Origin of the sequence: Mucilaginibacter psychrotolerans, from assembly GCF_004519315.1 — a bacterium.
In the GTDB taxonomy this organism is placed as follows: domain Bacteria; phylum Bacteroidota; class Bacteroidia; order Sphingobacteriales; family Sphingobacteriaceae; genus Mucilaginibacter; species Mucilaginibacter psychrotolerans.
Window position 1 is genome coordinate 114,208 of record NZ_SOZE01000004.1, and the last position, 15,000, is coordinate 129,207.

Here is a 15,000-nt window from a genome sequence, read left to right on the forward strand (position 1 = left end):
ACGCTACCTGAAAAAAGAAAACCCCTCGTCTTTACCGGCGAGGGGTTTTCCTTTTTAGTGTTTTTTGTTAAATCTAAGCACCTGTTATTTTTAATGCTTTTGGCGCAGCTCTGCTTCTGTTTTTTTTATAGCAATAGCAAGTTTTGTAGTAAACATATGCGCTCCCTCATCGTTCAAATGCCGCGGCTCGGCAAAGTATTTCGGCGAGGATAAGGCGGTGCTGTCGTTAAAAAAATTAAAATAGGGCACACCATTTTCCGCTGCAATTTTTTGGGCAACTACGTCGTAATAAGTAGGGTGCCTGTAAGCAATAAAAAATGGCGACTGCACCATGTATAGTTTTATATGGTTTTCGCGGCAGTATTTTACAGCCGAAGTGTAAAGTTTAACACAATTGGTATCTAAAGGTAAACCGACGCCGGCACTATCTGCCACGGCTAAGGGCTCGTTCCAGGTGCGTTCAAGCGGGATCCAGCCTTTTACCGAGGTGCTTTTTTCCTTGTTTTTATACACGCTTAGCGATTTGTTGAGGTTGTAAACCAGCGAAGAATTAAAAGGATATACGGCACACAGCATCTTGTATTTTTCATTCGGCCTGGTATCGTCTATCAGTTTTTGAATAGCGGGGTGGGTAAAGTAATAGGGCGAAACCGTAGTCAATTCCAGATAATTCAGTTCGCTGTAGCTTAGGCCTTCCCAATAATCCCATATGATCATTTTGGGTTTGTACCGGCTGGTGATACCTTTAAAAGTAGCGTATTGATGCAAAAACTTAGCACCCTCCATACCGGCATTATAAACGCTGAGGCCAAGACTATCCTCCAGCACTTGAGATACATAGCTGTGCGATGCCCTCGACGAGCCGATGACCACCACCTCGGCCCGGGTAGAGTCAATAGCGTAGGTAAGGTCGTGATACTTGCCGGTATCAGGTTTAAAATATAAATACCGCAGTCCGGCGCCCACTAACCGATCAAGTGCAATAAGCAATAAAATACATAACAGCACTTTCCATAAATTCTTGTTCATGCCTCAAAGGTTAGTGTAACCACCATAGCAAATGCTTCGATATTAAAACTGAAAATAAATAAACTGCCCCCCATCAAACACGCCCAATGCCATAATTAAAATGACGATGAATGCATACGAAAAGCACCTCACGAACGCATACCTGCTGCGCGTAAATAATTTTTTATGCGGATAGTATTCGCTTATAAATTCCGACAGGAACAATATGCCCGCACCCAGCAAAACGTAAATAATGTTTTCCTGAATAAACAGGTGCCCCCACGAGGTAAATATCTTTTTAATAATATCAATAGCAATACTGATGCTGGTGGCCCGGAAGAATATCCACGAAAAAGAGATCAGGATAACCGTGGTGATGATTTGCAGGAACGCATAAAACCAGCCCAGGCGCTGTAGGCCGCTAACCGTATGCAGTTTATCTTTATAGGATTGAAACAGGTGTGCAAATATCAGGTAAAAGCCGTTTATAGCGCCCCAGGCCATAAAACGCCAGTCTGCACCATGCCATAGGCCACTTATTAAAAACACGATCATGAGGTTGAGGTAGGCCCGCGGCAGCTTAACCCGGTTGCCACCCAGCGAAATATACAGATAATCGGTAAACCAGGTGGAGAGCGAAATGTGCCACCGGCGCCAAAACTCGGATACGGTTTTTGCAAAGTAAGGGCGCCTAAAGTTTTCCATCAGTTTAAAGCCCATCACTTGAGCACAACCGATGGCAATATCGGCATAGCCTGCAAAATCGCAATAGATCTGTATAGCAAAGAAAATGGTAGCCAGGGCAAAATCTACCCCCGAGTGGTAATTGCTGTTGTCGTAAACGGCATTAACATATTGTGCGGCCCTATCGGCAACCACAATTTTTTTAAAAAAGCCCCATATAATACGTTTAAACCCTTCATTTACCTGTAGCCAGTTAAAGGGGTGTTTTTCGTAAAACTGGTGGATCATGTTTTGCGGCCGTTCTATGGGGCCTGCAACCAGCTGCGGATAAAACATTACATACAAGGCGTAAATACCAAAATGCCGCTCGGGCGGTTGGTTGCGCCTGTAAACCTCTATGGTATAGCTCATGGCCTGAAACGTATGGAACGATAGGCCAATAGGCAGCAATATCTGCAGCAGGGGTAAGGCATGATGCCAGCCCAGCGTTTGCATAACAGCCGTTAAGTTAATGCTGATAAAATTGAAATATTTAAAAACGGCCAGGATACCAATATTGGCGGCTAAACTTATGGTGAGTAGATATTTACGCCTGAGGCCGCTCGCCTGTGCAATGTAAATACCTGCAAAATAATCAATTACAATGGTAAAGCCCAGTATTAAAATGTAAACCGGTACAAAGGCCATGTAAAAAACACAGCTGGCAACGAGCAGTAATATCCAGCGGTATTTATGGGGCGATAAAAAATACCCGGTGGTTACAACAATAAAAAAAACAATAAATTGGATAGAGTTAAATACCATTACACAATGCTATATCAACGGGGCTTAGATTAAATCCATTAACAGATAATGGGTAAATATAACAGAATGCTGTTTTCGAGGGAAAAAAAAGAGCCTTATTTTTATGAAATAAGGCTCTTTTGTAATAGGTTAATGGCTTACGCCAGTTTACCCAGCGCTTCTTTTATCCTGCGCACAGCCTCAATCAGCTTATCTTCGGCAGCGGCGTAAGATATACGGATAGATTTTTTATCGCCGAAAGAGTCGCCGCCTACGGTGGCCACGTGGGCTTCTTCCAGCAGGTAAATGCTTAGCGAATCAGAATCGGTAATGGTTTTGCCATTGTAGCTTTTGCCGAAGAACGAGGTAACATTCGGGAAGAAGTAGAACGCGCCTTCGGGTAGGTTAACCGTAACACCCGGTATCTCTTTTAATAATGCATACACAATATCGCGGCGTTTCTGAAACTGCTCGCGCATGGCGTGTACCGTTTCCAGTCCACCGGTGTAAGCGGCAACACCCGCTTTTTGGGTGATAGAGCAGGTACCCGAGGTAATCTGTCCCTGTAATTTATCGCAGGCAGCAGCAATCTCGCTGTTGCTGGCGGTGTAGCCAATGCGCCATCCGGTCATGGCGAAGGCCTTGCTCCAGCCGTTTACGATGATAACGCGGTCTTTAATGTAATCGAACTGGGCGATAGATTCGTGCCCGCCGATGAAGTTGATATGCTCGTAAATCTCATCGCTTAGGATGTAAATTTCCGGGTGTTTTTCAAAAACTTTGGCCAGACTTTCCAGCTCGGCTTTGCTGTAAACGCTACCGGTAGGGTTGCAGGGCGACGAGAACATGAACAGCTTGGTTTTTGGCGTAATGGCCGCTTCCAGCTGCTCAGCAGTAATTTTGAAATTGCTTTCAACCGTGGTATCAATAAAAACGCTCACGCCTTCGGCCAGTTTCACAATTTCCGAGTACGATACCCAGTAAGGGGTAGGGATAATGACCTCTTCGCCGGGGTTTACCAGCGAAAGGATGGCATTGGCAAGCGCCTGTTTAGCACCTGTAGACACTACAATTTGAGATTCTGTATAATCGAGGTTGTTTTCGTTCTTCAGTTTGGCAACTACGGCCTTGCGCAGGTCGGGGTAACCGGCTACAGGGGTGTAGTAGGTAAAATTGTTGTCCATAGCTGTTTTAGCAGCTTCCTTAATGTGCTCAGGGGTGTGAAAATCAGGCTCGCCGAAGCTCAGGCTGATCACATCAACGCCTTTGGCCGCCAGTTCGCGACCCATTTTTGCCATTTTAATGGTCTGGGATTCCGACAGGTTATTTATCCTGTTACTTAATGCGCTCATATAAATTGTGTTATTGCGGCAAATATAGAAAAATCTATTGCTGGTGGGGGTAACGCATTTACATTTGACAAATTTAGAAAGTCGACAAATCTATTCACCGCATCGTCTCACCACATCGTCATTGCGAGCGATAGCGTGGCAACCATCGGTAAGCAAAGCGGCATGCAAAGTGGCGAGCCATGCAAGCTAATGGCAGGGATTATCGGTCAGCTTTCTTATTGTTCTTTAATCTTTTAAGCTCTTTATCAAAATCGCTTTCGAAATACTGATCCTGCACCACCCTGAATTTCCGTCAACGCAGGGTCTCTCGATAGAGGACCCTGCGCACGTAGGACATTAGCGCATGCATATCAGCAATTTCCCGTCAACGCAGGGTCTCTCGATAGAGGACCCTGCGCACGTAGGACATTAGCGCATGCAAATCGGCAATAATTGTATTATTTACCCTGCGCCCATATACGGAACTGCGTAGCCTGGAAGCTGTTTACCCGGTAGCCAACAGCTATGATGGCATCAAGATTATAAAAATCAAGGTCGCGGCCCACATCCCGCTTGCCTTCTTTCTGAACTACTCGAATTTTTCGAGTAGTTGTCGCTTTCCCGTCAACGCAGGGTCTCTCGATAGAGGACCCTGCGCACGTAGCACATGAGCGCATGCAAATCAGCAATTATTGTATTATTTTTATACTCAATGAAATTCTATTTCGTGATAAAGAATCGGAGTGAAAAGAATAACGCATTTTTTAGCGCATCAAAGTTGTCCGGTAGTTGATGGGATCGTTTTTTCTGATGCTACCATACAGCTTTTTGAAGTAAGTGCGACTTGGGCTCCCCGGTATAAATTTGAGATACAAAAGGCAGCTATAACGTCAATTGCCGAACTTGAGGCGAAAGGAGAACTTTATTGGGCCGGCTGTGGTATTTTGGATAATTATACAGCTAATGAAAGGGCACTAAAAGTGGTTTGTGGCGAGGGTAGTTATGGCAACGATGGCTTTATCGCCGTAATAAATTTGGCCACATGGCATACCATGTGGATCGCTTATTTCACGTCTTCAAATCCGTTTTGTAAAGTGAGTTTAGAACAAGATCAAGTGGTTGCCATGAGTACATACGATTGCATTTGGAAGTTTGATCTCAATAAGCCGGCGAATGTTGAAATACTTTGTTTATAATGTTTCAACCCGCCAACGCAGGGGCTCTAGATAGAGCACCCTGCGCACGTAGGAATTGCCGGTAACAACACAAATAAGGGCAAAGAAATATTTTTGGCAGTGCCTTCGGTCCGGGCTTTGTCGGGCTACGCTGCGCTTCGGCCGCCTGCTCCCCTTCCACAATCCCTCGCGCAGGCGGCTTCCCCTTTCAATCCCTACTGCAAATGCATGGTTTTTAAATAATTGCGTCAGTTAACAAAATCTGCACCTTGCAAGTGGTTAGGAACGCGCGACACGCGCGCACCAGCAGAGGCGGCTTTCCCCACCAGCCGCTCGTACCATTTAGATGCATGGCGAAAGCTCTTCATATTAAGCCACAGCCACGGGCTCCGCCTCTTTTGTTAATGCCTCCCGCAGTACCTGTTGCAGCAACTGCTGGTTTTGCAGCTGGCTTTGTTTAATGCTGGCTTCTAAAGCATCGCAGGTTTTCATGAGTTGATTTAATTTTTCTATGATTCGTCTTTGTTCTGCAAGTGGTGGTAAAGGAATCAATAGATGAAATAATTGGCTTTGGTTGATTGATACTTGTCCATTAGCCACTTTTGCATTCGAATAAAAATATACCCTGGTTCGTTCTTCCAAAAGTATTTGATTAACAAATTGAGCCATTTGATCTTTTAATAATAATCGTAGCCTCATGTTCATGCTTTCAAAAACAGCTGGTTCCCCAATGTTTTTGATTATAGCAGATTTACCCACTAACTCTAAACTATTTACTCTGTTTACTAAAATATCGTTCTCTTCAAGCAAATAAGTATCAAGTTCTTGTTCATTCAAAACTACTCTCCTTACTTTTTTTAAATCTATTTGTCCATGTTGAATATTAAACATTCTCAGTGAAATATAACCTGATTGCTGATAGAAATGTTCTGGTTTGTATAATCCATTACTTATCGTCGAAGTAATTTCTCCTAACCTACACCATACCCAATTTTCAGGTATATCAAAAGGTATTTCTTCCGGCTTAATTGGTGGTAATTCTTTTTCCTTTTTTAGCTTCTTATCCTTTATCAGTTGCTCCTTTTCTGCTTTTATTTTTTGCAGTAAAATGCTTGCGTGTTCGTCGTCTGGGTTTTGCGCAACCAACTTGCCCTGCACAGCATTCTGTAATAATTGCCGGCGTAGCTTTTTTACTAAATGGAGTTGGTGGGTTATTTCATCACTTATCTTAAAAACATTATTCTTTGCAGTAAATACTTTCGTGACTTTCGCCCTAAATTGGATTGGTACCTTAGAGAAATCAATGTCTTTGTTTGCCTCTAATTCAAATAAAAACTGCACAATCTGTAGCTGCAAGTCCTTTGAAGGAACCGGAAGTTTGGTAAGGTTTATAACAGACTGGCTTATATTTGGTTGCGCACCTCCTTTACTTATTTCAATAAACTTATGCCGATATTGTCGTAAAAACCAAAACAAGTAATCTTGTTCAATTTCTTCTTTTGGAAACAAGGCGCAAACTGCTTGATTGGTTGACGACGCAATTTTTGCCTTGCCGGTTCTACCGGCAGTTGCACCATACATCGCAAGCAGTAAGGTGTTTGGCGGATGTAACTTAGCAGATGAATTGGCAAGTCCTTTTTGTGTTATAAATTCTTCAGCATTTTCAATAATTCCATCATTCAATTCCCCGGATTTAATCCAGGGGACATCACCGTTGTAATAATCAGGGTTCGACCTTAAAGGAGTGCCCCCACTTGTTGTTTTTGCAACTTCTGAAATGTATTTTATCGGATAGGTTAGTTCCAACTCAGAAAATATAGCTTCTGCAACTAAAACTGATGCATCAGCATTTTTTATGTAGTCGGCGTAGTTTATCTTCATCTCACAGCTTCCTTTAACTGCTCTAACAACAAATTACTCTTCTCAAACGATGCACGCAGCAGCTCCATCAATTCGGCGCTGTTGTATTCGTGTTCTTCTTCTTTTTTGGTGGGGTTTTTTATATCCAGGTCGTAGCCCCGCTCAATTATCGTATCAATATTTACCTTCCAGGCTATATCGCTTTCTGCCCGGTTACTCCACCAGGCCTTTATGGGCTCAAACTCCTGCACCTGTATAGGCCGGGTTTTATTATAGGCCTTGTAGCCTTCGGGCATTTTATGTTCATAGTACCATACATGTTTAGTGGGCGCTCCCTTATCAAAAAACAGCAAATTGGTTGCCACCGTTGCATAAGGCAGAAACACGGAGTTGGGCAGGCGGATAATGGTATGCAGGTTGCAATCTTCCAGCAGTTTTTGCCGGATGCGCTGTTTTACGCCATCGCCGGTGAGGCTGCCATCGGGCAATACGATACCGGCACGGCCGCCCTGTTTTAGCAGGTGTATCATCAGTATCAAAAACAGGTCGGCACTTTCTTTGGTACGGTAGGTTTGCGGGAAGTTGCTCTCGTTGCCATTGGCTACAATACCACCAAAGGGCGGGTTGGCCAGTATTACATTAACGCGGTGCCGCTCAGTAAAATTACTCAGCGGCTGGTCTAAAGCATCGCCAAAGCGTATGTTGGGTACCTCAATATCGTGCAGTATTAAATTGGTTGTAGCCAGCAGGTACGGCAGGGGTTTATACTCCCAGCCGGCAATGTTTTCTTCAATGCTTTTGCGTTCCTCTACATTTTTGGCCTGTTTTTTTAAATGTTCGATAGCGCAGGTTAAATAGCCACCCGTACCGCAGGCAGGGTCCAGTATCTTTTCGCCAAGCTTGGGGTTTATGGTATCGGTTATAAACTGTGTAATGGCGCGCGGCGTGTAAAACTCACCGCTTTTGCCGGCGCTTTGCAGTTCTTTTAAAATGGTTTCGTACAGCTCGCCAAAAGCATGGCGGTCTTTCGCTATGTTAAAATCTATCTCGTTAAGCTTATTCAGCACCTTGCGTATATTGATGCCGCTTTTCATATAGTTGTTGTTGCCCTCAAACACTTCGCGCACAATAATAGCACGTTTATTGCCGGTGCTCAGGTCCAGGCTGCGTAAGGCGGGGAATAACTGCCGGTCTACAAACTCCAATAGTTCGTCGCCGGTCATTCCTTCATCATCGCCGGCCCAATTACCCTTTTCGTTTACCCAATGAAACTCATCCGGTATGGGCGATGTGTAAGCATCATCAATCAGTTCCAGTTCTTTATCCTTATCCGAAAATATCTTCAAAAAAAGCATCCAGCCCAATTGTTCTATGCGTTGGGCATCGCCGTTTAGGCCGGTGTCCTGCCACATGATGTTTTGGATACTTTTTATTACTCCGCTTATATTGCTCATTTATAGTTTTTTGTTTTTAAGCTGCGCTAATTCAGCGTTCAGTTCGTCTATCAATTCTTTTTCGGATGGCAGGTACAGCTTATATTTAGATGCAAAGATTTGCTTGCTTTCCTTTAGTACCGAGTATTTAACGATGGTTTCGTTTTTTTCGGTACATAAAATAAGCCCAATGGTAGGGTTGTCTGATTCTTGTTTTATTTGGTCTTCGTAATAACGGACGTATAAATCCATCTGTCCGATATCCTGATGTGATAGCTTGCCAACCTTCAAATCAACCAGGATAAAACATTTTAAGATATAGTTGTAAAATACCAGATCGATATAAAAATGCTCGTTATCTGCCGAGATCCTTTTTTGCCTGGCAACAAAAGAGAAGCCTTTACCCAACTCTAACAAAAAGAGCTGTAATTTATTCAGCAACTCGGTTTCCAGTTCCCTTTCGTACAGCGTAGCGTTTGGCTGTAATTGCAAAAACTCCAGTATGTAAGGGTCTTTTACAAAATCAAAAATAGTGGGCTGGTCCTGTTTGTTTTCTGCTTCGGCTTTTGCGATCAAAGGCTGCTTATTTTTTGATGACAGCAATCTTTGAAAATAAAGGGAGTTAATCTGCCTTTCTAATACCCGTGTACTCCAATTCTGTTCGGCAGCCTCGTTCATATAATAGTTTCTGGCATCAGTGTTATCCACCTTCATTATGAACCGGTAATGTGTCCAGCTCAATTCGTGACGCAGTGCGTCACGAATTAAAAAAGCCTGGTAAAACAGACGCATATTTCGCAAGTTGCTTTCATCGAATCCTTTACCAAATTCGTTTGATAGTTGTACTGATAACTGCTTAAGTGTTGCCTGCCCAAATACAGCTCTTTTGCTGCCTTGTTGCTCTTCCTCAACAATTCTCTTCCCTATTTCCCAATAAGCTATAACCATTGAAAAATTAACCGCCCTAACAGCACTTCCCCTTGCTTGCTCCAATATAGATTTAATATCAGCATATAGCCCGCCTTTGCCTATCTCCATATTTATGCCCTTTGATATAACTCCTGTTCCAATTCCTTTAGCGCTTCCTGATATTTGCTTTTGCCACCAAAAATACCATTAACAATTTCAAAAGCAGAACCAAATCCATCAAACGGGTTCACCCTTAATACTTCCATGCTTTCTATATTGGCTATACCTTCATCAGCATACTTATCTAACAAGGCTTCTAAAACCTGTTTAGCCTGGTCGCCATACTTTGTAAAATAATTTCTCTTTTTAACATTATTGGCTCTTTCCTTCCGGGTTAAAGGCGGCTGGTCGTAAGCGACGTGACAAATAAGATCGAATAAATCAACTTCTTTATTTACTGCCTCATACAATGCTTCAACCATTACGCCCTGGTCTTGTAATTCGGCTATAATGGCTTCTTTGCGGTCGGTGCTGTTCCATTGCGTTAAAAAATCATTTAACGATGCATAGTTCTTTTTAATAACGTCTTTGGTATGGTCTTTCAGGCTTATCGTAATCGGCTTGCCATGCTGGTCAAAATACATTTCGCGGCTTATTAAAATGGAGACATCTACGCCGTTCACATATATTTTCTCCCGTTTTTTATACCCGGCATCGGGTTCTGAAACTAAATTCCTGATTTCTGGTGGCTCAATGTCTATTTCATCACCCGAAATTTCGTCGATGATTGGCGTGGTATCTTGCTCTTCCTCGTCAATGATAAGGCCTAAATCAGTATCCTGTGATACAGGTTTCACCCTAATGGGGTCACCGTCAAAATCTTTATCCGCAAACAGGTCGGTTGCGTTCCTGAAATCCAATATGGTAAAATAGAGTTTACCGTATTCTTCATTAATACGGGTGCCACGCCCTATGATCTGTTTAAATTTAGTCATAGAAGATATGTTGGTATCCAATACGATAACCTTACAAGTTTGGGCATCAACGCCCGTGGTCATTAGTTCGGATGTTGTGGCTATTACCGGGTATTTTTCTTCGGGATTGATAAAGTTGTCTAACTCTCGCTTGCCTTCGTCGTTATCCCCCGTAATCTGCATGATATACTTATAGTTTGCAGCTACTAAATCAGCATTTTGCTTGGATAAGGCAGTACGCATACGTTCGGCATGATCTATATCCATGCAGAACACAATGGTTTTAGCAAAGCGATCATATCCCTTTAAAAACTCCGTAAGTTTTTGAGCGACTAATTCGGTTCGCTCTTCAATAACAAGGCTTCGATCAAAGTCTTTTCGGTTATATATTCGGTCTTGCACCTCAACGCCATCCTTATCTGTTTTACCTTGTTGTGGCCGCCATCCTTCGGTATCAACGTCCAAACCAATCCTGATAACGCGATAGGGCGCAAGAAAACCATCATCTATACCTTGTTTTAGCGAATAGGTATAAACAGGCTCACCAAAATATTCTGTATTACTGGTTTCTTTAGTTTCCTTTGGTGTAGCCGTTAAGCCAACATGAGTTGCATTTTTAAAATAGGAAAGGATTTCACGCCATGAACTATCTTCCTTCGCGCTACCTCTGTGGCACTCATCAATTACAATCAGATCAAAAAAGTCTGGCGAAAACTGTTTGTAAACGTTAGCATCATCATCTGTGCCGGATAATCCTTGATATAGTGCCAAATAGATTTCGTAACTTTTATCAATCTGCCGGTTCTTTACAACCGTCATTTTATCTTTAAAGTGCTTAAAATCGCCACGCCTTGTTTGGTCGATTAATGCATTGCGATCTGCTAAAAACAGAATGCGTTTTTTAGCGCCGCTTTTCCAAAGCCGGTGTATGATTTGAAACGCCGTGTACGTTTTACCGGTTCCGGTAGCCATTACGAGAATAATACGGTTTTGACCTTTGGCAATAGCTTCTACAGTTCTATTAACTGCTATCTGCTGATAATAGCGAGGCTTTCGGCTGCTACCATCAAAAAAATAATCCTGTGATGCGATCTTTTCAGCGGCAGGTGTGGATATGCCCTTATAGGTTTTGTATTTCTCCCATAGTTGCTCTGGGGATGGGAAACTATCAATATCAATTTCGGTTTCAATATTGCCATCGGCAGTTGTACGGTCATGGAATAGAAAGCCATCACCATTGCTACTAAACACACATGGTATGTCTAATATTTTAGCATAATCTAATGCTTGTTGAATCCCCGCCCGTATGGAATGTTTATTATCCTTTGCTTCAATTATAGCAATTGGTATATTGGGTTTGTAATAAAGAATATAATCTGCCCGCTTTTGCTTGCCCCTGGCGGTAAGTTTACCACGCACGTATATTTTACCATCTGTAAAAGAAACTTCTTCTAATAGCTGCGTGTGTTTATTCCAGCCCGATGTTTCAAGGGCAGGCGTTATGTACTTAGTACAAATATCACGTTCTGAAAGGCTCTTTTTATCGGGCATAGGTTAAGCGAAACTATTAGAAATAGCTAATATAACACTTTTTAAACAGCCCTTAAAAATAAGACTAACCGCTATCCGCCATACTATTGCCACTGTAAAGATAAGACCTAAAAAAAATGAGTTACATCGCTACAGAAAAGGTAACTATACTAAGTTGTTCAGTAGGCAATTATTCTGCAACAAAAAGTTCCATTCGGTGCATTAGTGCCGCGTTTACCGTGAAGAGCACATGTGCCGCGTGTATTGTAGCGGCATTGCATGGTGGCTACATTACAATTGGGCCACAAGCCCGGCGGCAGCGATGAATAGATATGGCTGACTTGGGCTGCCGTTGGGCAATAAATTCGATTGACGGAAAAGCACCATCATTGATATTTTAAACATATTTGTATTTCCTTAATTTTTATGCTGAATCAGCTCATGGTAATAGCGTACCCCTTCTAAAGGCCTGTTGGCTATGGCTAACAGGATTGTGAAGGCCGCCGGGGCACAGGAGGATCAAGCAAGGCAAAGCCTGGCAATAATTTTCCGAATTTTAAACGTCCGCCACTTAAACCTTAATCAAAACCCACCACACCTTCCCGGCATCCATGTGCAAAAATCACCCAAATCAACCCTTGTAAATTGCTAAATAAATTAGCAATTTGCGGCATGGCCGGTTACCCCCCTTTTTATACCAAAGAAGAGCTTGCAGCGCTAAAAAAGCGGGAACTGGAGCACCATATCCGCAGGTTAGCGGAAGAAGATTTGGAGCGGCAGGCGCTGCTTACGGCCGAGCGCGTTTGTGTAAATGCGCGCGAAAGCAATTGCTGGGTTTACGACCCCGAAACCAAAACCTGGTATTCGCCCGAGGAGTTTTTGGTGGCTTATGGCCGGTATTTTGCAGGGCACCCATTGTTTAACCGCGTGCAGCTGCGCAACCCTGTCGACGGCCTTAACGCGGGCTACAAACAGCTGGAACGCCTGCATACCAGGCTGCTGGCCTTTACGCAAAGGGTAATGGCCTATTATGCAAAAAAGGCCTGAGGTTTTTCCCTTTTGTCGTCCTGAGCGATAGCGAAGGATCTTGTTAGTATGCATGGCGGGCGTGATAAGTTTTTAATTTCATCGTCATTCTGAACTTGTTTCAGAACCCCACACGGCAGGTAATCAGTATGCAAAACGGACAGGTAGAATGGCTAATTTATGATGGGGTTCTGAAACAAGTTCAAAATGACGGGATATATAACCGCCTTCTCAAACAATTGACTATTTGGGCAGTGGGATGGGCATATCCGCCCTACAAACTTACGCGGGGTACTCTATCGAGAGTCCCCGCGGAGACGGCAAATGCCCCCACCGCTATTGCACGCGTGTGGCGTGTGCCGCAGTGGTAAACAAATTTTGCCGATGGCGGTTATTTACTAAAGCGCGTGTACCCGGTATCGGTTGCGCGGCACTTTTAAAACAACACCACCATGAACAAACTACAAAAAACGGCGCTTAGCGGCTTTACAGGTACCAGCTTCATGACGGCCTCCAGCGCTTTGATGTCGGCCTTGATGGGCGAGAACTTCCGCGAGCCGGACCACCTGGAAACCATGATTGCCCGCCTTGCGCCGCAGCTGAGTAAGCATGCCAAAAAAATTGCCGGCTGGGGCGCGCACTATGCCATGGGCTTTGTGTTCGCGGCCGTTTACGTTCAGCTGTGGGAAACCGGCAAAATAAAGCATACCCTAAAAAACGGCCTCATCCTGGGCGTGGTTAGCGGCGTGTTGGGCTACCTCATTTGGAAGGGTACTTTTAAGGCGCACCCCTTGCCACCCTTTATAAATTATACGCATTACTACTTACAGCGCATCCCGGCGCATATCGTGTTCGCGGTTTTCGCTACCATCACTTACCGTTTTATTAAAGAAAAAGAAGACGCTGCGGCTGCCGTTCGGCCTTAAAACCTATTGCAGCGGATACGCCATCGGAGTCCTGCGGACCGGCGCAATGCTGGTGCAGCCGTGCCGCGTGTATCGTAACGGAACCGTTGATTTTTCGCATTTTATATAGTCTTTAAAGCTGCTCAAGGGCTTCGCCGTTTTAATGATTTTTAGATTTGCGTCCCCGTAGGGACTCTTTGAAAAAAAACCCTGCGGTATCAGGACATTCGTGCGCAGCAAATTGGCTCTTATTTTTTTGCGCCTTTGTTGGTTTTGTGGCCAACAAACCGGATGAAATAGCATACAAGCTTTGTATATTTACCCTATATGACCACAGCAGGCCCATATACCATTGCATACGACGGTTATGTTTTAACCGTGCGCGAAGCGTATATAAAGGGCAGGCGCATATTTAATGTGCAGTTTTCTATTAGAATTAAACCCATTAACTTAACGGTGGTTGATAACGGGAAGGGGTTTAAGTTCTGGACCTCCATTCCGGAGGGCCGGCAAGCTATAGCCGACGAAATAGGCCCGGTTATTGGTAGGTATTATCACGATAAAAAAAATAAATAAGATGTGTTATTACAACGGACAGAAGGTTTCGCGGGCAGAATTTATCGAACTTAAAAAGTTAGAAAAAGCAGTGAAAGACTTTGACTTTTTAAACGAAGGTGTAATAAGTGGTTTCGCCAACAAGCCGGTTGCGGTACTGATACCCAATAGCGATGAAACCAATTTCGACATTGTGCAAATGGAGTGGGGCATTGTTGCACCCTTTGTACCCAACAGAAAAGAAGCCGAAATATTTAAACGCAAGTTTACTACCTTAAATGCCAAGGCCGAAAATTTGTTCACCAACGAGGCGGGGAAACGATCGATGTGGGCAAACGCGGTAAAAAAGGGGAGGTGCCTGGTTTTGTCGACCGGTTTTTTTGAGTGGCGGCACATTTACCGCAACCACGCCAAAACAGGTCAGCCTTTAAAAACGCCCGATAAATTCCCGTATTATATCACCGTTAAAGATGCGCCGTATTTTTTCTTTGCGGGCATTTATCAACCGTGGACGGATAGGGAAACCGGCGAGGTAGTGAACACCGTAGCGGTGATAACCACTAAGGCAAATGCTTTAATGGAGGTGGTTCATAATTCTAAAATGCGTATGCCTACCATATTAGACGACGAGCAGGCTTGGGAATGGATGATGGGCGACCTGTCGGACGAGCAGATTACGGCGATAGCCGCTACGCAATACGATGCCAAAAAAATGGATGCCTGCACCATATCGCCGCAGTTTCAGGCACAGCTAGACCCTACCGAAAAATACGAATACGCAGATTTACCGGCCCTGGAACTTAAATTTTAAGTGTTCCGTTTGGTGT

The 15,000-nt window shown here is 43.8% G+C and carries 13 protein-coding genes; 5 read left to right on the top strand and 8 right to left on the bottom strand.

From position 1 onward, the window contains the following. Positions 1-90 precede the first annotated feature (90 nt). From E2R66_RS06090 to E2R66_RS29385, 4 genes are all read right to left on the bottom strand, one after another. A complete protein-coding gene (locus E2R66_RS06090; protein ID WP_133227813.1) occupies positions 91-1,029 on the bottom strand; it encodes a hypothetical protein in 939 nt (312 codons plus the stop codon). 42 nt (positions 1,030-1,071) lie between these two features. Further along, complete coding sequence (locus E2R66_RS06095) at positions 1,072-2,496, bottom strand: MBOAT family O-acyltransferase (protein ID WP_133227811.1); 1,425 nt, start codon at positions 2,494-2,496, stop codon at positions 1,072-1,074. Between the two features lie 137 nt (positions 2,497-2,633). Beyond that, on the bottom strand, positions 2,634-3,827 hold the full coding sequence (locus E2R66_RS06100) for a pyridoxal phosphate-dependent aminotransferase (RefSeq protein WP_192901947.1): 1,194 nt from the start codon (positions 3,825-3,827) through the stop codon (positions 2,634-2,636). Positions 3,828-4,264: 437 nt separating this feature from the next. Next, complete coding sequence (locus E2R66_RS29385; RefSeq protein WP_262710293.1) at positions 4,265-4,483, bottom strand: virulence RhuM family protein; 219 nt, start codon at positions 4,481-4,483, stop codon at positions 4,265-4,267. Between the two features lie 66 nt (positions 4,484-4,549). Here E2R66_RS29385 and E2R66_RS06115 point away from each other — a divergent pair, with 66 nt between their 5' ends. Further along, on the top strand, positions 4,550-5,002 hold the full coding sequence (locus E2R66_RS06115) for a hypothetical protein (protein WP_133227809.1): 453 nt from the start codon (positions 4,550-4,552) through the stop codon (positions 5,000-5,002). A gap of 348 nt (positions 5,003-5,350) precedes the next feature. On the opposite strand, the gene E2R66_RS06120 is transcribed toward E2R66_RS06115, so the two are convergent. From E2R66_RS06120 to hsdR, 4 genes are read right to left on the bottom strand one after another with little or no spacing between them, the layout of a single operon-like run. Further along, positions 5,351-6,862: a restriction endonuclease subunit S gene (locus E2R66_RS06120; protein WP_133227807.1), complete on the bottom strand. Its 1,512-nt coding sequence runs from the start codon at positions 6,860-6,862 to the stop codon at positions 5,351-5,353. Then, the gene (locus tag E2R66_RS06125) at positions 6,859-8,295 is read right to left on the bottom strand and encodes a class I SAM-dependent DNA methyltransferase (RefSeq protein WP_133227805.1); all 1,437 of its coding nucleotides are present in this window, start codon (positions 8,293-8,295) and stop codon (positions 6,859-6,861) included. Before E2R66_RS06125 ends, E2R66_RS06120 begins: the two co-directional genes overlap by 4 nt. Further along, positions 8,296-9,312 carry a PDDEXK nuclease domain-containing protein gene (locus E2R66_RS06130; RefSeq protein WP_133227803.1) on the bottom strand — a complete coding sequence of 339 codons (1,017 nt, stop codon included), beginning with the start codon at positions 9,310-9,312 and terminating at the stop codon, positions 8,296-8,298. A gap of 2 nt (positions 9,313-9,314) precedes the next feature. Continuing rightward, positions 9,315-11,708, bottom strand: a complete 2,394-nt coding sequence (gene hsdR, locus E2R66_RS06135; RefSeq protein ID WP_133227801.1) for an EcoAI/FtnUII family type I restriction enzme subunit R — start codon at positions 11,706-11,708, stop codon at positions 9,315-9,317. Positions 11,709-12,359: 651 nt separating this feature from the next. On the opposite strand from hsdR, the gene E2R66_RS06140 reads away from it, so the two are divergent. The 4 genes from E2R66_RS06140 (at position 12,360) to E2R66_RS06155 (ending at position 14,984) form a co-directional block, all read left to right on the top strand. Further along, on the top strand, positions 12,360-12,734 hold the full coding sequence (locus E2R66_RS06140) for a hypothetical protein (RefSeq protein ID WP_133227799.1): 375 nt from the start codon (positions 12,360-12,362) through the stop codon (positions 12,732-12,734). 431 nt (positions 12,735-13,165) lie between these two features. Beyond that, positions 13,166-13,639: a hypothetical protein gene (locus E2R66_RS06145; protein WP_133227797.1), complete on the top strand. Its 474-nt coding sequence runs from the start codon at positions 13,166-13,168 to the stop codon at positions 13,637-13,639. Positions 13,640-13,945: 306 nt separating this feature from the next. Beyond that, a complete protein-coding gene (locus tag E2R66_RS06150) occupies positions 13,946-14,194 on the top strand; it encodes a hypothetical protein (protein WP_133227795.1) in 249 nt (82 codons plus the stop codon). A 1-nt stretch (position 14,195) separates the two neighbouring features. Next, on the top strand, positions 14,196-14,984 hold the full coding sequence (locus tag E2R66_RS06155) for an SOS response-associated peptidase (RefSeq protein ID WP_133227793.1): 789 nt from the start codon (positions 14,196-14,198) through the stop codon (positions 14,982-14,984). Positions 14,985-15,000: the final 16 nt, after the last annotated feature.